The organism is Aquimarina sp. ERC-38 (genome assembly GCF_026222555.1).
Classification (GTDB): domain Bacteria; phylum Bacteroidota; class Bacteroidia; order Flavobacteriales; family Flavobacteriaceae; genus Aquimarina.
The window spans coordinates 2,445,314-2,463,016 of sequence record NZ_CP098511.1 but is presented as its reverse complement, the minus strand read 5'-3'; the positions used below and the strand labels follow the sequence as shown (position 1 = coordinate 2,463,016).

Below are 17,703 nucleotides of genomic sequence, written 5' to 3'. Positions count from 1 at the left end.
TATACTTTATTTATTCTAAAGCTCATAGACTTTAATAAGTCAGTTATGCCAGTACTTGCTGTACTTTATCAGCAGCTTCCTGAAATTGAACGGCACTTTGTACGTCCAATCCACTATTGTCAATCAGTTCTTTTGCAATATCCGCATTAGTTCCCTGTAAGCGTACGATAATAGGTACTTTAATCGCATCACCCATATTTTTATAGGCATCTACTATACCCTGTGCTACCCGGTCACATCGTACAATTCCACCAAAGATATTAATCAGAATTGCCTTGACATTCGGATCTTTTAAGATAATTTTAAATGCAGTTTCTACCCGTTTAGCATCAGCAGTACCTCCTACGTCCAGGAAGTTGGCTGGTTCACCACCAGCTTGCTTGATTAAATCCATAGTAGCCATGGCTAATCCCGCACCATTCACCATACATCCTACGTTTCCGTCAAGATCTACATAATTCAGGTCTACTTCTTTTGCTTCTACTTCAATCGGGTTTTCCTCCCGAATATCCCGCATGGCTACGTAATCTTTATGTCTGAATAACGCATTATCGTCCAAAGATACTTTGGCGTCTACCGCCATGATTTTATCATCACTAGTTTTTAATACCGGATTGATTTCAAATAACGAAGAATCAGAAGATACATAGGCTTTGTATAAAGCACTTACAAATTTGGTCATTTCTTTAAAAGCACCACCGCTTAGCCCTAAATTAAAGGCTACCCGTCTCGCCTGAAATGGCAGTAACCCAACGGTAGGGTCAATCTCTTCCGTAAAAATTAAATGAGGTGTTTCTTCGGCTACCGTTTCAATATCCATTCCTCCTTCCGTAGAATACATGATCATATTACGTCCGGTCGTACGATTCAATAATACGGACATATAAAATTCATCCGGTTCACTATCCCCGGGATAATATACATCTTCTGCTACTAAAACCTGGTGTACCTTTTTACCTTCGGCAGAGGTTTGCGGAGTAATCAAATTCATTCCGATAATCTGATCGGCAATATTTTCTACTTCCTGCAGGTTTTTGGCTAATTTTACACCACCGCCTTTACCTCTTCCCCCGGCATGTACCTGGGCTTTAATTACGTGCCAACCGGTACCGGTTTCTTCGGTTAATTTTTTGGCAGCTTCTACTGCTTCACTTGCTGTCTGCGCCACAATCCCTCGTTGTATGCGAACCCCAAAACTATTTAATATCTCTTTACCTTGATATTCATGTAAATTCATACGTATTTTATTTGCCTTTTATATAGGATGCCCAAAAATAAGAAAAAGAACTTCAAAGACCATTTTTTACTTTAAAAACATAGTGCGGTCTTACCTTAAATTACGGCATTATGGGTAAAAATTGATTACAATTCAAAATCTTCAAAATCTAAAGGGTCAAAATTCTTAAAATGCCCGTTCATCTGAATTACTTCTTTAGTTCGGTTCATTTCTCTGACTACCGGAATGGTAACTTTAAGATGTCCCACCAAATATTGTAAGCGGTCTAATTCTTTAGGTAAAGTTAGTAAATGGTATTCCTGACTTAAAGCTAAACCAATTTTATGTGCTACTTTATAACTGGTTAAGGGTAATTTAAACTGAGGAGGGTCTTCAATTTGTAATTCATAATACAACTCGTTGATATGTTGCAACAGTTCTTCCTGTAAACTAGCATCCGAGTTCAGGTTATTTTCTAAAAAAGTCACATTTCCACCGGCATATAATTTACCGGGCGCTTGTTTGTAGAAATCTTCAATTTTAAAAATTCGCTTTCCGGTACAGACAATATCACTCTGACCGTCTTTATAACGTTTTTCAACTTTTTTTAATTGAACTTCAGTCCCGTATTCTAGTTTTTTATCGATATAAGTGGGTACGCCAAAGGTAATTTCATCGGTCTCACAATCTTTGACCAATTGTTGATAACGTTCTTCAAAAATATGAAGAGCTAAACGTTCTCCCGGATATACCACCAGCTGTAAAGGAAATAGTGCTAACATAAGGTTCGTAAAATTACGGACTACCCCTACCTACACTTACTAAATTGGTGTTAAATAAAAGGAAATCCGTGTTTAAATATAAATTTTGGAGAGTACTTCCTGTTTTGTTAAATTATATTAATAATTTTGTAGGTTTAATTTTAAGTATGACGTTATGAAAAATACAGATTTACTGGCAATTGCTGAAGAATTCGGAAGCCCGGTTTATGTTTATGACACCGAGAAAATTACTAATCAGTATAAACGGTTGACTAAAGCATTTAAATCTGTGAATAGCTTAAAATTAAATTATGCAGTAAAAGCTTTATCAAATATTACAATTCTTAAGCTAATGAATTCTTTGGGTGCCGGATTAGATACCGTATCTATTCAGGAGGTACGCCTGGGGTTAGAAGCCGGAGTTGCTCCTCAGGATATTATATTTACGCCTAACGGGGTTTCTATGGAAGAAATTGAATCTGTTGCCGATATGGGCGTTCAGATTAATATTGATAATCTGTCTTATCTGGAACAATTCGGAACTAAGCATCCGGAAGTACCGGTTTGTATTCGTATTAATCCTCATGTGATGGCCGGGGGTAATAGCAATATTTCCGTCGGGCATATAGATAGTAAATTTGGTATTTCTATTCATCAAATTCCGCATATCCTACGAATTGTTGAAAATACTGGAATGCACGTAAATGGAATACATATGCATACGGGGAGTGATATTCTGGATATTGAGGTATTTTTATATGCGGGCGAAATTTTATTTGAAACTGCTAAAAATTTTAAAGACCTGGAGTTTATTGACTTTGGAAGTGGTTTTAAAGTCCCTTATAAAGAAGGAGATATTGAAACAGATGTCGAAGAATTAGGTAAAAAACTGTCCAAAAGATTTAATGAATTCTGTAAAGAATATGGTAGAGAATTAACTTTGGGTTTTGAACCAGGTAAATTTTTAGTAAGTGACAGTGGTTATTTTTTAGCTCAGGTAAATGTGGTGAAACAAACCACTTCTATGGTTTTTGCCGGAATTGATAGTGGATTCAATCATTTGGTTCGGCCTATGTTTTATAATTCGCATCACACCATTCTGAATATATCCAATCCGAAGGGAAAGGAACGATTTTATTCGGTTGTGGGATATATTTGTGAAACGGATACGTTTGCAACTAATCGTAAAATACCGGAAATCACCGAAGGAAACATCTTAGCTTTTAAAAATGCAGGGGCTTATTGTTTCTCAATGGCTAGTAATTATAATTCCAGGTATCGTCCGGCAGAAGTGTTATGGCATGAGGGAGAGGCACATTTAATTCGAAAAAGAGAAACCTTTGAAGATCTGATACAGAATCAGGTACCTACAACATTGTTTTCAAATGAAGAAGAATTAGTCGCCAGTAAGTAAAAGTAATCCTAGAAAACCATAAAAATGAAGGTGTCTAAAAGGTAATGGAACTACAATGCTATTGCATTGTAATTCGTTTGAGCTAATTATAGGCAATAGTCGAAATAATTTGAAAATCAAATTGTTATTTTTATTGACTTTGCTTGAAATGACTTCAAAATAGACTTTTTAGACATCTTTGTTATTTATTTGATACCCGTGAAAACATTTATTTCTTATTCCTTTTAAAAAAGGAAGTTTATTATCTAATTCAAAAACAAGAAATATGATAAAATGGGGTATAATCTTAGTTTATTATAACCCTTGGTGCATTTGAGTAATAATTATTATAAAATCTGTTGGTTCGAGTGCTTCGACCTAAGGAAGAAGACTATTGAGTCTTTCGACCAGGCTTAAGATGATGAAGATTTTAGTCAAAAAAGCTGTTTTCGATACATTTTTTCTTCATTTCATTACGAAAAAACACTCAAACTGACGCTTTTTTCCCTAAACGTACCAGGGGTTTTATTGTAAACAAACAATTACTAAAAATTCAAATTTATTATAAAATAAAGGTTCCGAATGGAATTCTAGAATTCTTTAAAGGCTTTCACCAGATGGGTTAATCCGTTCAATTGTAATTCATAAACGCTTTGCATCTGTAATCCCAATTTTCCCTTAGGGAATCCTTTTCGAGAAAACCAAACCAGGTAATATTCAGGGAGGTTAATAAGAAGATGATCTTTATATTTTCCAAAAGGCATTTTGGCTGAAGCAAGTTCTTTAAGGAACTCTTTTTGTTGTGTAATATCAGGCAATGCCTGAGGCTTCTTACTGGGCATAATCTTTATAATACCACATTAACTTTTTAATCTTTTTTGCCCAGATTTCCTGGTTACTTTTATTATTAGAGTGAGCCGTTTCAATATCGTACAACTCCTGCATATTCACCCTCATACGTTCTACCCGTTTATACAATTGATTTAAATCCTTACGGACATTACTACCAGGCTCGTATTCTTGTAGTTTTTTACGCATAATCCTAGCGTGCAACTCTGAAATATCAAAATGGATTTGTTCATGAGCCAAAAGATAGTTTGAGGTTTGTCCTTTTTTAACCCAGGATAAAGCTGGATAACAGAAGCTATCCACTTCATATTTTAATTCAATCATCCCCAAGTCTTTACTTATTGACCACTGATAAGTGATACCTGTATTAACACTTGCATCAAATTTACTGGTTTTGTCCGGTTTACCTCTAAAATCAGACCAATCCAATTGCCTTTTTTCTTTATATGAAAAACGTTCTACATATCCATGGCCGGAAAATATCAAAATCAATAAAACAGATAAAATCTTACTCATGTAATGACAATTATGCCTTCCTTAAATTAATTTTATTTTAAATAGTATCTTTTTAAAGTTTTTTAACTTTCTTTAAGTTTAATTTCCCTTACGAACTACAATTCATCCACTATATTAGGATTTTCAACAAATAAAATCAATTTTTATGCCAATCCTAGAAATCTATACAATCAACCTAAAAATGAGTACTTCATCTATGTTTTATGATAAATTTAATAGGAAATAAAATGTAAATTTAAATAATTTATAGGGATCTTCCAATTTTTTGGATAGTGATTTTTTGTCTAATCAATAACTTTTAACTTAAGTTCATCGTCAAATTTTATTAAATAGGCTGCTTTGTTATAATAACCTCCCATGGACTTTTTAGCATAGTTAAATTTGCTTTCTACATACTCCGTAGTACCTTCTACACTAGCTGCATGAAACAAATTATCAGCCGTTCCTAAGCGCATTAATAAATCGTAGGTGATATCAAATCCGCGTACTGCATATTTATTAGGGATCATACCGTATTTCTTTTGATATTTGGTAACGAAGGGATCAGTATGTTCCTTATCATAATTATCGTATTCTTTATCTACTGAGGGATAGTGTAGTTTTAACCTGGATAAATGCTGATTTTTAACACTATCGTCGTCATAGGCTTTGCTTTTATCTGTAGTTAATAGTGTTATTTTATGGCTACTTGCTTTTGCATTTAATAAAGGAACTACATTACTGATCATAGCAACATCATTTGACTCTAATATTACCCAATTTGGTTTATTTTTATCCAAAACTTTAGCAAGGTTAGGTTCATACAGGTAATTTCCTTTTTCTATTTTGGCTACTTTAGCTTCAGGAAACCGGGAAGTTAATTTTTCTTTTACTTTTTCAAATCGCGTTCCACTTTGTACAATGATCACTATATTTTTATTAGAAGTATCTTCTTTTATAAAGTCAATTAATTTGTCCTGTAGTAACTCATCTGAAGGTATGGTTTGAAAGAAATTACCGTATAATTTAGATTCTTTATTGGAAATAGGCGAAATTACCGGTATGTTTTCACTCTTCAAAGCTGCGGCAACAGTTTCTACATTTGCCTGGTATAAAGGCCCTAAAACTACATCTGTCTTTCTAAAGTCTTTTTTTGAAATTAAACTTTTTACATACTCCGAGTTATTATTTTTTTGAGTATCATAAACAGTTACATCTACCGTTAGGCCCTTCGTTTTAGCAGAATCAATCGCCATTAATATTCCCTTATAAAAATCTAGTGCCACTTTTGTACCTTGAGCTTTTCTGCTTTCTAGGTATTCTTCGGTTTTTTCTCTATTATCTAAATCAAGGTAATCCAAATTAAAAGGCAACATCACAGCCAGTTTTTTTGGTTTGAAATTAAATAATTTACTCTCCAGGTCAATAGCTTTACCTTCAGCATAATCAATTGCTAAAGAATCCGAAACTCCCCTTTGTGGAATGATAATAACCATTCCGGCTTTTAACCCGTCTTTAATATAAGGATTCATTTTTAACAGGGAATCCGTAGGTATATTTAACTGACGGACCAGGTTGAACATGGTTTCTTTAGGAGGTATGGTATATAACTGAAAACCAGGCTCTACAATATTCTCATCATAAGGAACAAATATAGCGGTAGGTACGGTTATTTCTAAACCGATGGGAAGACTTTCATCCAACTTTGGGTTTAAAGATTCCAATTCTTTAATGGTAATACCATGTCGCCGTGCAATGCTAAATTTAGTGTCTTTAGGTTTAATGGTATACTTAGTAGTAACAGAAAGACGGTCTTTTGATGTACCTGTTAACAATTGAATTTGTTCTCGGTTCTCGCTATATACCGGAATTTTTAATTTATCCTTTTTTTTGATAGATTCCGAATAGAACTGTTTGTTATATTTTTTAATGTCTTCTACAGAAATATTGTACAGTTGAGCAATACTAAATAAGGTTTCTTTTCTTTTAACTCGATGTGATTTGAATTTAATGGGTTGCACTCCATTTACCATATCCTCTACGGTAGTGACCTTATCAACTTCTTTTACCGGATTTTCTACAGAAGCTGAAACTTCTCCTAGTTTTCCTAATCGTAATACCTGGCCATCATTGATTCCTTTGACTGCTTCGGGATTAAGAAGATACAATTTATCAATACTGATATTATACCTTCTTGCTATGCTGTAGGCAGTTTCTTTGGCTTTTACCGTATAAGTTTCATACTCCTGGTTATCGATTACCGGGATAGCTAGAATTTCACCTTCTTTAATTCCGGATTTTGAAGTGGGATTGATCTTATATATGGCTTCCGGAGTTGTGTTATACCTCTTTGCAATTCGGTATACGTTTTCGCCTTTTTCTACTTTATGGCTTTTATACTGTTGTGCAAATACGGAGGTATTCAGCAAAAGCAGTAACAAGGTTATTTTTAATAAATTCATCTGCATTTTTATATTCATTCTTTTCACGATTCAATAATTATTCCCACTCGATGGTGGCTGGTGGTTTTGAACTAATGTCATATACCACTCTATTTACTCCTTTTACTTTATTTATAATTTCATTAGAAATTTTTTGTAAAAACTCATAAGGCAAATGTACCCAATCTGCGGTCATCCCGTCTGTACTCTCTACCGCACGTAAGGCTACACATTGTTCGTAAGTCCGTTCATCTCCCATCACCCCCACACTCTGTACCGGAAGTAAAATAGCCCCTGCCTGCCATACTTTATCATATAAGCCGGCTGAACGCAACCCTTCAATAAATATATAATCCACTTCTTGTAAGATACTTACTTTTTCCGGACTAATATCACCTAAGATACGAATTGCCAGTCCCGGCCCTGGAAAAGGATGTCTGCCTAGCAATTTCTGGTGCATATGCATGGAAGCTCCTACCCTTCTTACTTCATCTTTAAACAAAAGTTTTAAAGGTTCTACAATTTTTAATTTCATAAAATCAGGAAGACCACCAACGTTATGATGTGATTTAATAGTGGCAGACGGTCCGTTTACCGATACGGATTCTATTACATCCGGGTAAATAGTACCTTGTGCTAACCAGGAAACCTGATCGATTGCATGTGCTTCATCGTCAAAAACTTCTATAAATACCTTTCCAATAATCTTACGCTTTTTTTCCGGGTCGCTTTCACCGGTTAGGGCTTTCAAAAAACGTGCCGAGGCATCTACACCTTTTACATTTAGCCCCATCCCTTTGTATCCTTCTAACACTTGCTGAAATTCGTCTTTACGTAACAAGCCGTTGTTTACAAAGATACAATGTAGTTGTTGACCAATAGCTTTGTGCAGCAACATGGCAGCAACTGATGAATCCACGCCCCCACTTAATCCTAGGACTACTTTATCTGTTCCGATTTGTTGTTTTAGACTTTTCACCGTTTCTTCTACAAAAGAATCCGGAGTCCAGTCTGCGGTTATGTTTGCAATATGGATTAAGAAGTTCTCTAGCAATTGCTTACCATCTGTGGAGTGGTATACTTCAGGATGAAACTGAATTCCGTAGGTATCTTCTCCTTCAATCCGATAGGCAGCGTTCAACACATCTTTTGTACTTGCAATCCGAATTCCGTTTTTAGGTAAGGTTTTAATAGTGTCGCTATGACTCATCCATACCTGCGAACCTTCGGCAATATTGTCAAACAGTAATTCTTCAGCTTTGATAAAATTCAAGTTGGCCCGGCCATATTCTCTTATTTCCGAAGGCGCCACTTCGCCTCCATTGAAATGCGCCAGATACTGTGCCCCGTAACACACTCCAAGTAATGGTTTTTTACCTCGGATTTCGCTTAAATCCGGATGAGGTGCATCTTTACTACGTACTGAAAAAGGAGACCCGGATAGAATAATGGCTTTAAAATTAGAAATATCCGAAGGTATTTTATGATACGGATGAATTTCACAATAGATATTTAATTCTCTTACTCGCCTGGCAATTAACTGTGTATATTGCGACCCGAAATCTAAAATCAGTACGTTATTTTGCATAGGCAAAAATAAAATTAAATTGTAATCCTTAAAATAACTCTGTTGCTAATTTTTAATTGTTTGTTCACAGAAAAATTTATCATGCTATCTATATATTTATTACGGTACTTTCTAAACGGTTTGAGAAAAGTTGTATGATCTAAGAAATTGTACTTTTACTTTAAAAACAAATGCTTACGGATATTTTCAACCAAATTCACAAAGATTTTAAAGGTGCTGTTAAGTATAGTAAACACGCTTTCCGTTATGCCACCCTTGCTACCGTAGCTGATGGTTTGCCCTTTCAACGGACCATCGTCCTCAGGGATGTTACGGATACGAATGACTTATTGATCTATACGGATGAACGAAGTAAAAAAGTGGCGCAATTGAAACGAAACAAAAATGCCAGTTTATTATTTTATGACCATAACCGATTGACTCAAGTAATTTTAAGAGGTACCATCAGTATCGAAACTAAAGGTGAAGGTGTTGAAGAAAGATGGCAAAAAGTACGGGAACGTTCTCAAAAAGATTACATTACTTCATTAGGACCTGGTATTCCTGTTGATAATCCCGATCAGGTAACTTACCTGAAGGAACAAAATTATTTTACTATTTTAAATTTTGTACCTGACGAAATTGAGTACTTACGTTTAAAACGCCCTAATCATATCCGCGCACTGTTTACAAAATCAGAAAGTGAGGAATGGGATATGACTTTTTTGGTTCCTTAAAAATTAATTATTTTACTACTCCTTTATAAATTTAAAAACCTGTTTTCTATTTTTGGTCAAAACTTCTGCCAAATATAAACCGGAAGATAAAGAGGAAATATTAAAAGTCATAGTATCCACTATATTTTCTTTACTTATCGCTAATACTCCCTGAAGAGTATAGACATGAACTTCTTCAATAAGACTATTGCTATCTTTAGAAAAAGTCAATACATTATTTACGGGATTATTTAATAAAGTAATTTCAGGGGTATGCGGATTAACACTATCAACATTTAAAGTTACACCTATAGCATACTTGATTCCTTCTTCTACATGTTTTATAAAATTAGTATTATCTATGTAATCTAGCCTATTATGTCCGAGAGCCGTATAAAAAGAACGTCCGCCCTGATATTCTTTATACCAGGCGATAGGTCTTGATTTGTCATATGGTTCACTACCGGTACTTTCAACTTCCAGAACAGGAATATTCCGATCAAATAAAAATCCGCCATTCCCTTCCCAATAATAATATTCTTCTTTTTTAGTCCAGGAATCTCCTAAGAAATCAACAGAAGGATGCGGATTGATAATTTGCATAATTGCTTCAAAATTCTGTGAAGTATGATTTGGCATTGTCCTTACAATACCGCCCACCAATTCATTATAAAATGGCCAGCTACGATCCCGGTAGGTATCGGTAGCAGCATGAATCCCTACAAATCCACCTCCATTTTTAATATAATCTTCAAATGCCGCTTGCTGTGACTGATTGAGAAGGTTATTACCACTAGTATTACACCATATTACTGCGCGGTACTGAGATAGATTATTATCCGTAAAAGCCGAACTGTCGCTAGTTTGATCTGTAGACCATAAACCATTGTCTCTCCCTAACTTTTCTATCATAGCGATTCCATCTTCAATAGACGGATGTGAAAACCCGTTAGTCTTTGTAAATACCAAGACTTTATCCTGCGAAAAAAGGCTTAATACGCAAAAAAGTAGTAATACGCTTGTAATTCTTTTTAATTTCATGACAAATATCTTTAATGAAAATACAAATTACATTTTTAAGATCGTAAATTCTAAAGTTAACGGGGCTAAATTATTTTTTAAAGTTTTGACCAGGTCCTCGCCATACTCTAAATAAAGTTCAGAAAAGTTCACTATCCGCTCCTGTAAATTTTGATTGGGAAATAGTTCATTCTGAAGGGTAGTTAATCGGGTAACCTGATCTTTTAATTTTCGTTTTTGCGCTTTTAGTAATCGTTCCTCTAACTTATCCAAACCCTTTAATTGCTTTATTTCTTGAGCTTTTACAGCATTCACAAAAGATGTATCGGTTTGTTCTGCGAGTTCGTATAATTCTTTAAACTGATGTTGTAGATGTTGTTTTTGAGGATTGAAATCAATGTCTATATTTGATATTTTTCTTACCATTCGATTGATTAATTCATGCTGTTTTAAGAATAAATCTTTGGTGGAAACCTCTAGTTTGGCAAGCTTTTGTTTTTGTTTTTCAGAAAGTATTAAAACAGAATTTCTTAATAATAAGATAGGAAAAGGAATTTTTTCCGATTCAAAATAAGATTTAAGTTCGAACCAATAAGCCAGTTCACCCCCTCCCCCGATATAACATAAATTAGGTAAAATTACTTCTTGATATAATGGACGCATGATAACGTTGGGGCTAAATTTTTCCGGAGCAGTTTCTAATTCATTATATAACTCTTCTTGTGTCCAGGAAATTTCAGTTTCATTTACATAAAATCTATCTTCTTCTTTAATAATTCGTTCGCGTAGTCCGTTTTTAATATAGAAAAGATTAATTTCTCTGGGGTTTACTTGTTTTTTATAGCCAAGATCTTCTAATTTCTGAGATTGATACACAGTCTGAATGTATGAATTTTGCTTTGCTAATTCATTCTTGACTTGTGAAATAAACAGACGTTTTAACTCCTTATAATCTCCATCAACAATTACTAACCCATATTTTGAAAACAATTCATTGGCCAAAAATAGAGTAGCATTTGCCAGCGTATCTTGTTCTAGATAAGCTTTTTCAAATAAGTTTAATAACCGAGTAGCATTATTAGAAGTACCAAACTCGTTTTTTAGTATAGCTAATACCTCATCTAAACCTTTAGTATCAAATCTACCGACGGGGCCTCCCGCCTCCCGGTTCCACCGCACTTTTTTTCCTTTAAAATTGAAATAGTTAATTTCTTCAAAATCATGATCTTCGGTAGCCATCCAATAGACCGGAACAAAATGATATTCCGGATATTCTTCCTGAAGTTGTTCTGCCAGGTTAATCACAGAAATAATTTTATACAGAAAATAGAGGGGTCCGGTAAATAAATTTAGTTGATGTCCGGTAGTTACCGTAAAGGTATTCTCCCTTAATAAGAGTTTTATATTATTTTCAGTAGCTTCAGAAATAGAAAAAGAAGCGCATTGCGCTGTTAGGACTTTATGTAATGTTTCTCTATGCTGTTGAGGAAAAGACGCTTGCTTTTCAGCTATTTGCTCTTTAAAATTTTCAAGAGAAGGATATCTGTTGAAGAAAGGTTGTAATTTTACTACATTATCTAGGTAATCACAAATTAAATCGGAGAAGTAATTCGTTTCCTTAAACGGAATACTTTTCAATAGCATACACGACTTTTTTTAAAAACCTAAATATACACGGACATTTGGTATGCTATTGCTAATGTTTAGTTAATGCGGGGGTTGAATTTTGAGAATATTAAACCACCTCCCCATACAGATCAAAATCCTCCGCTTTATTAATCTTCACCTTATAAAAATCTCCTGTTTTTACGTAGTCCTTTGTGGCATCAATCAAAACTTCGTTATCTACATCGGGAGAGTCGAATTCGGTTCTACCTATAAAATAGCTTCCTTCTTTACGATCTATCAACACTCTGTAGGTTCTTCCAATATGCTGTTGATTTAACTCCCAGGAGATTTGAGACTGAATTTCCATAATTTGGTTAACCCGATCTATTTTTACTTCTTCAGGAACATCGTCTTCCAGGTGGTAAGCATGTGTATCTTCTTCATGAGAATAGGTAAAACAACCTAATCGTTCAAAACGCATTTCTTTCACCCATTCTTTTAAAACTTGAAAATCTTCTTCGGTTTCTCCGGGATATCCTACGATTAAAGTCGTACGGATAGCCATTTCAGGAACAGTTGCTCTGAATTTAGATAACAAAGCCGTTGTTTTAGCTTGGGTAGTTCCCCTACGCATGGATTTTAAAATTTTATCTGAAATATGCTGTAAAGGGATATCTAAATAATTACAAATCTTGGGTTCCGTTTTCATTACTTCCAATACTTCCATCGGAAATCCGGTAGGAAAGGCATAATGCAATCGTATCCATTCAATTCCTTCTACTTTTACCAAATGTTTTAAAAGTTCGGCTAGCTTTCTTTCTTTATAAAGATCTAATCCGTAGTAAGTCAAATCCTGAGCGATCAATATCAATTCTTTTACTCCTTTTGCAGCAAGTTTTTCCGCCTCGGTGACTAAATCTTGGATTGGAGTTGAACGATGTTTACCTCGCATTAAAGGAATGGCACAAAAAGAACAAGGTCGGTCACAACCTTCAGCAATTTTAAGATACGCATAATTTTTTGGGGTAGTTGTTAATCGTTCTCCGATTAATTCGTGTTTATAATCCGCCCCCAGTACTTTTAATAAACCCGGTAATTCGGTAGTGCCGAAGTATTGATCAACATCCGGAATTTCTTTTTGTAAATCCGGTTTGTACCGTTCGGATAAACAACCGGTGACATATACTTTATCAACAGTGCCTTCTTCTTTTTTTTGAACGTATTCTAAAATGGTATTAATAGATTCTTCTTTAGCATTAGCTATAAAACCACAGGTATTAATTACTACTACATTTCCTTCTTCTTCATGAGCCACTTCCTTTCCATTGGCTTTTAACTGCCCCATCAACACCTCACTATCGTAGACGTTTTTACTACAACCCAAGGTTACCACATTAATCTTGTTCTTTTTAACTGATTTTGTTCTCATATAATAAGCAACTGCCAATTTAAGGCTGCAAAGATACGAGGATATCTTTAGTTTGACTTAAGATATAAGAAGGGATGCTAGTAATACTTTTGTATTTCAACGAATTACTCTCGTAATATTTGATAAATACATAAACCTTTTTTATTTTGTTCTAGTCTAAACCAAAAAGCCCCATAATGATGAAGACATTTCAAAACCTAATACCCTTACTTCTTATAGTATGTATCTCATGTTCATCAGATGACAATACTACCTCTGAAGAAAATTTAAATCAACCTGATTTATTATCAGATTCAACTACTTACTTTCCACCCGTAGACAGTGAGGATTGGGAGACCGCTTCATTAGCCTCTCTACAGTGGAATTCGCAAAAGTTAACAGACTTAAATTCTTATTTAACTACTGCAAATTCAAAAGCATTTATTGTTTTAAAAAATGGGAAATTAGTTATTGAAGAATATTATAATAATGCTACTTCAACTGATGAACATGCATGGAATTCAGCTGCAAAAACCATTACTGCTTTAACCATTGGTATTGCTCAGGAAGAAGGGTACTTAGATATCAACACCTCTTCTTCAACGTATTTAGGGACTGGTTGGTCTTCTTTAGACGTCATTTCAGAAAATAGAATAACGGTAAAGAATCACCTGACTATGACCACGGGATTAGATTATAAAGTTTCTAATACCAACTGTACGGAACCAAGATGTCTACTTAAGAAAAACGAACCTGGTGAGAGTTGGTTTTATCACAACGCTCCTTATATTTTACTACAGGATGTTGTTAAAAATGCAACCGGACAATCGTTTGAATCGTACTCTGCTGCAAAAATTCAGCAGAAAATTGGAATGAAAGGTGCCTGGAATAGATTAAGATATGTAAACATTTTTAAAAGTGATGCCCGGAGTATGGCACGTTTTGGGCTATTATGCTTAAACCAGGGGAAGTGGGAAGATGAAGTCATTCTAAAGGATATAAACTACTTTAAAGATATGATTACTACGTCACAAGAAATGAATCCTTCTTATGGCTATCTATGGTGGTTAAATGGAAAGAACAAAGTGCAACTCCCTCAATCTGAACAGGTTTTTAATCAGAACTTATTCTCTTCAGCACCTACCGACCTTATAGCTGGGTTAGGAAAAGGAGATCAAAAATTATATATTGTTCCTAGTCAAAACCTCGTGGTTGTTCGCTTAGGTGACGATGCTGGAAATAATACTCTAGGTCCTTCTGACTTTGATAATAAACTTTGGGAATTACTAAGTGAAGTTATGAATCAGTAATTTATCTCACTTAAACCCAACAACTATTGATACTGTCTGGGAATCTTCCTTTTTTTAGATGCTTGTTCGTAGACATAACCCCATTCCAATAATTGTTCCTCGTTAAATGGCGTTGTAATTATAGTTAATCCTTCGGGTTCGTTTTTATTCGTATACCCCATAGGAATGGTTAAAGCCGGATATCTCGCAACCGCTGCATAGCCCGCATGGTAATTATTTATGGATAGTACGGCATCTAATCGGTATGCTTGCATGGGACGCTCAAAAAATTGTAAACCCCTGGAGAATAATGTATCCCTGATTACTTTTAGATCTTCTAATGAACCCTTATCAGCTTCAATCCCATTAAATAGTTTTTGCCCGTAAGGAGCAGTTGATATGGTGTCTTTTTCCATATTATAAGTAATTACATCTGCTACATTTTTAACCGATAGATTTTGAGCTCCTTGTTTTGAAATATACTCCGGAAGATCTTTTTTCATATCCAAATTTAGCAACCTGATAAAGTCTGGCAATTCAATAGCCTCAGGAACAATTTCTACTAAAATTGCTCCCTGATTTTTTAAAACATCAATGGCTTCCAGGTACAAACTATCTTCTTTTAACGTGGTCATTACTCCAAATCTTTTTCCTTTTACGGAAGCACTACCGAACCCCTGAGTATAAAACTCCTTTACCTCAGGGCTATCTTTAAAAGCAGGATCTTCTTCATCAATACCTACCATAGATTGTAAAAGGATAGCTGCATCAATCACTGATTTTGCCATAGGACCAGGGGTATCTAATGTACTTGAAATAGGGACAATTCCCGTACGACTCAGCAATCCGATCGTTGGTTTTAAGCCAACTACAGAATTTTGACTGGAAGGCGATAGAATAGAACCGGACGTTTCCGTACCAACGGCAGCCACACAAAAATTAGCTGCTACTGCGACACCACTTCCGGAACTGGAACCACCGGTATCTATGGAACGTCTTCCGTAAGGATTAAAAGTCTGTCCGCCTATTGCTGAGTAACCACTCGGGCAATCCCCGCAAAAGAAATACGCCCATTCGCTTAAATTCGCTTTTCCTAAAATAATGGCTCCTTTTTCTTTTAAACGTTCGGTAATAAAAGCATCGTTTGTATTATTATCAGAAAACACCACGGCACCGGCAGTAGTTGTCATATATTTTGTATTAACATTATCCTTTAATAAAACCGGCATTCCGAAAATTGAATTGGCATCAATTCGTTCTTCTGAACTATCTAAAATTCTTGCGGTCTCCAGTGCTTTAGGGTTTAAAGAAATAACAGCATTTAAAGAAAGCTTATTTTGCCGATCAAACTTACGAATGCGGTATAGGTAAAAAAGCACCAGTTCCTCATAAGTAAAATCACCATCGGCTACACTGTGTTGTATTTCCGGGATAGTCCGTTCTAATATAAATGGCTTTAAACTATCGTATGTAGAATGCCCAAAAGCATCTAGTTCGGTTTTAAAAGGTTTCCATAGAGTTTCCTGATTTATAAATTTTGAATCTGTTACTTTAAATTCCCTAAAATCTTTAACCTCTGTATGATCCGTACGGATTGTATCTTTAACCAATACAACTTCTTCTTCTATAATAATAGAACCCTTCTTTTCTTTTTTACAACCAAAAAACAGACTAAATATTAGCGATAGTATTATAAATCGGATAAATTTTATCATGAACTTATTTTTAAAATTAAAGAAAGGTTAGGGCTTTAAAATAGCACAATCCTTATATAAAACAGACCTGTCTGATTGCTATAACAACAAGAATTATTTAAAAAACGAATCTACAAATTCGTGTTTATTAAACACTTGCAAGTCTTCAATCCCTTCACCAACACCTATATATTTTACCGGAATTTGAAACTGGTCACTAATCCCTATAACTACACCTCCTTTGGCTGTTCCGTCTAGTTTAGTTACTGCCAGCGAAGTTACTTCGGTAGCGGCAGTAAATTGCTTTGCTTGTTCAAAAGCATTTTGCCCGGTAGATCCGTCCAGTACCAATAATACATCATGAGGTGCGTCGGGAATTACTTTTTGCATAACTCGTTTCACCTTGGTCAACTCATTCATTAAATTTACCTTATTATGTAATCTCCCTGCAGTATCAATGATGATGACATCCGCATTTTGATTTACACCTGATTGTAAGGTATCAAAGGCAACAGATGCAGGATCACTTCCCATTTCCTGTTTTACAATGGGTACCTTGACCCGGTCTGCCCAAACTTGTAACTGGTCAATCGCAGCAGCCCTAAAGGTATCGGCCGCTCCTAGAACTACCTTTAACCCTTTCTTATTAAACTGATAGGCTAATTTACCAATAGTTGTAGTTTTACCTACCCCATTGACTCCAACCACCATTAATACATATGGTTTTTTATTTTCAGGAATTACAAAATCCGTAGCGTTTCCGGTATTAGTTTCAGAAAGTAATCCGGCAATCTCTTCACGTAAAATTCGGTTTAATTCCTCCGTACCTAGATATTTATCTTTAGAAACTCTTTCTTCAATCCGGTCTATTACTTTGATGGTAGTTTTTACGCCCACATCACTAGTTACTAACACTTCTTCCAGGTTATCCAGGACATCATCATCTACTTTAGACTTACCGGCAACAGCCTTACTTAGCTTTGAAAAAAAACTGGTTTTGGTTTTTTCTAATCCTTTATCAAGGGTTTCTTTTTTTTCGGAAGAAAATATTTTTTTAAAAAAACTCATGTGATTAATTGATATAGATTATGGTTAATACGTACTTCCGTATGGATGAATGCAACTTAAGGAAATTGATACTAAACAATGTAATTGTTATAATTAGTACTTTTTGAATCCGCAAGGTGTTATCTTACGTAATAACGGCACTAATATAAAAAGAAAGAGCCATTTCAAATTCATGAAA

The 17,703-nt window shown here is 35.0% G+C and carries 14 protein-coding genes; 3 read left to right on the top strand and 11 right to left on the bottom strand.

Annotated elements, in window-relative coordinates:
• Positions 1-43: 43 nt before the first annotated feature.
• Together sucC and NBT05_RS10190 are read right to left on the bottom strand one after the other, a co-directional pair.
• A complete protein-coding gene (gene sucC / locus NBT05_RS10195; RefSeq protein ID WP_265769763.1) occupies positions 44-1,237 on the bottom strand; it encodes an ADP-forming succinate--CoA ligase subunit beta in 1,194 nt (397 codons plus the stop codon).
• A gap of 125 nt (positions 1,238-1,362) precedes the next feature.
• Positions 1,363-1,998, bottom strand: coding sequence for an LON peptidase substrate-binding domain-containing protein (locus tag NBT05_RS10190; RefSeq protein WP_265769762.1), 636 nt, complete (start codon positions 1,996-1,998; stop codon positions 1,363-1,365).
• 154 nt (positions 1,999-2,152) lie between these two features.
• Between NBT05_RS10190 and lysA the strand changes: the two genes are divergently transcribed.
• Positions 2,153-3,391 carry a diaminopimelate decarboxylase gene (gene lysA / locus NBT05_RS10185; RefSeq protein ID WP_265769761.1) on the top strand — a complete coding sequence of 413 codons (1,239 nt, stop codon included), beginning with the start codon at positions 2,153-2,155 and terminating at the stop codon, positions 3,389-3,391.
• A gap of 569 nt (positions 3,392-3,960) precedes the next feature.
• Here the strand turns inward: lysA and NBT05_RS10180 are convergent.
• The 4 genes from NBT05_RS10180 to guaA form a co-directional block, all read right to left on the bottom strand.
• A complete protein-coding gene (locus tag NBT05_RS10180; protein ID WP_265769760.1) occupies positions 3,961-4,212 on the bottom strand; it encodes a DUF3820 family protein in 252 nt (83 codons plus the stop codon).
• The gene (locus NBT05_RS10175) at positions 4,202-4,735 is read right to left on the bottom strand and encodes a DUF922 domain-containing protein (protein WP_265769759.1); all 534 of its coding nucleotides are present in this window, start codon (positions 4,733-4,735) and stop codon (positions 4,202-4,204) included. The genes NBT05_RS10180 and NBT05_RS10175 overlap by 11 nt, the downstream gene beginning before the upstream one ends.
• Before the next feature lie 284 nt (positions 4,736-5,019).
• Entirely contained in the window at positions 5,020-7,176 is a 2,157-nt protein-coding gene (locus NBT05_RS10170; RefSeq protein WP_265769758.1) for an amino acid ABC transporter substrate-binding protein, read from the bottom strand.
• Positions 7,177-7,213: 37 nt separating this feature from the next.
• On the bottom strand, positions 7,214-8,743 hold the full coding sequence (gene guaA / locus NBT05_RS10165) for a glutamine-hydrolyzing GMP synthase (protein ID WP_265769757.1): 1,530 nt from the start codon (positions 8,741-8,743) through the stop codon (positions 7,214-7,216).
• 170 nt (positions 8,744-8,913) lie between these two features.
• Between guaA and NBT05_RS10160 the strand changes: the two genes are divergently transcribed.
• Entirely contained in the window at positions 8,914-9,459 is a 546-nt protein-coding gene (locus tag NBT05_RS10160) for a pyridoxamine 5'-phosphate oxidase family protein (RefSeq protein WP_265769756.1), read from the top strand.
• A gap of 15 nt (positions 9,460-9,474) precedes the next feature.
• On the opposite strand, the gene NBT05_RS10155 is transcribed toward NBT05_RS10160, so the two are convergent.
• The 3 genes from NBT05_RS10155 to rimO form a co-directional block, all read right to left on the bottom strand.
• On the bottom strand, positions 9,475-10,479 hold the full coding sequence (locus NBT05_RS10155; protein WP_265769755.1) for a ThuA domain-containing protein: 1,005 nt from the start codon (positions 10,477-10,479) through the stop codon (positions 9,475-9,477).
• A gap of 27 nt (positions 10,480-10,506) precedes the next feature.
• Positions 10,507-12,102, bottom strand: a complete 1,596-nt coding sequence (gene bshC, locus NBT05_RS10150) for a bacillithiol biosynthesis cysteine-adding enzyme BshC (RefSeq protein ID WP_265769754.1) — start codon at positions 12,100-12,102, stop codon at positions 10,507-10,509.
• 91 nt (positions 12,103-12,193) lie between these two features.
• The gene (rimO, locus tag NBT05_RS10145; RefSeq protein WP_265769753.1) at positions 12,194-13,495 is read right to left on the bottom strand and encodes a 30S ribosomal protein S12 methylthiotransferase RimO; all 1,302 of its coding nucleotides are present in this window, start codon (positions 13,493-13,495) and stop codon (positions 12,194-12,196) included.
• A gap of 176 nt (positions 13,496-13,671) precedes the next feature.
• Between rimO and NBT05_RS10140 the strand changes: the two genes are divergently transcribed.
• Positions 13,672-14,784 carry a serine hydrolase domain-containing protein gene (locus NBT05_RS10140; RefSeq protein ID WP_265769752.1) on the top strand — a complete coding sequence of 371 codons (1,113 nt, stop codon included), beginning with the start codon at positions 13,672-13,674 and terminating at the stop codon, positions 14,782-14,784.
• A gap of 23 nt (positions 14,785-14,807) precedes the next feature.
• Here NBT05_RS10140 and NBT05_RS10135 read toward each other — a convergent pair whose 3' ends face one another.
• Positions 14,808-16,478 (bottom strand): amidase family protein, encoded by a 1,671-nt coding sequence (locus NBT05_RS10135; protein ID WP_265769751.1) that lies wholly within the window; start codon positions 16,476-16,478, stop codon positions 14,808-14,810.
• 93 nt (positions 16,479-16,571) lie between these two features.
• The gene (gene ftsY, locus NBT05_RS10130; RefSeq protein WP_265769750.1) at positions 16,572-17,525 is read right to left on the bottom strand and encodes a signal recognition particle-docking protein FtsY; all 954 of its coding nucleotides are present in this window, start codon (positions 17,523-17,525) and stop codon (positions 16,572-16,574) included.
• Positions 17,526-17,703: the final 178 nt, after the last annotated feature.

Coding starts and splice junctions, on each gene's coding strand:
- sucC (WP_265769763.1), bottom strand. CDS start 1,237: ATGAATTTACATGAATATCAAGGTAAAGAGATATTAAATAGTTTTGGG.
- NBT05_RS10155 (WP_265769755.1), bottom strand. CDS start 10,479: ATGAAATTAAAAAGAATTACAAGCGTATTACTACTTTTTTGCGTATTA.
- bshC (WP_265769754.1), bottom strand. CDS start 12,102: ATGCTATTGAAAAGTATTCCGTTTAAGGAAACGAATTACTTCTCCGAT.
- NBT05_RS10175 (WP_265769759.1), bottom strand. CDS start 4,735: ATGAGTAAGATTTTATCTGTTTTATTGATTTTGATATTTTCCGGCCAT.
- ftsY (WP_265769750.1), bottom strand. CDS start 17,525: ATGAGTTTTTTTAAAAAAATATTTTCTTCCGAAAAAAAAGAAACCCTT.
- NBT05_RS10170 (WP_265769758.1), bottom strand. CDS start 7,176: ATGAATTTATTAAAAATAACCTTGTTACTGCTTTTGCTGAATACCTCC.
- NBT05_RS10180 (WP_265769760.1), bottom strand. CDS start 4,212: ATGCCCAGTAAGAAGCCTCAGGCATTGCCTGATATTACACAACAAAAA.
- NBT05_RS10160 (WP_265769756.1), top strand. CDS start 8,914: ATGCTTACGGATATTTTCAACCAAATTCACAAAGATTTTAAAGGTGCT.
- lysA (WP_265769761.1), top strand. CDS start 2,153: ATGAAAAATACAGATTTACTGGCAATTGCTGAAGAATTCGGAAGCCCG.
- NBT05_RS10190 (WP_265769762.1), bottom strand. CDS start 1,998: ATGTTAGCACTATTTCCTTTACAGCTGGTGGTATATCCGGGAGAACGT.
- rimO (WP_265769753.1), bottom strand. CDS start 13,495: ATGAGAACAAAATCAGTTAAAAAGAACAAGATTAATGTGGTAACCTTG.
- NBT05_RS10140 (WP_265769752.1), top strand. CDS start 13,672: ATGATGAAGACATTTCAAAACCTAATACCCTTACTTCTTATAGTATGT.
- guaA (WP_265769757.1), bottom strand. CDS start 8,743: ATGCAAAATAACGTACTGATTTTAGATTTCGGGTCGCAATATACACAG.
- NBT05_RS10135 (WP_265769751.1), bottom strand. CDS start 16,478: ATGATAAAATTTATCCGATTTATAATACTATCGCTAATATTTAGTCTG.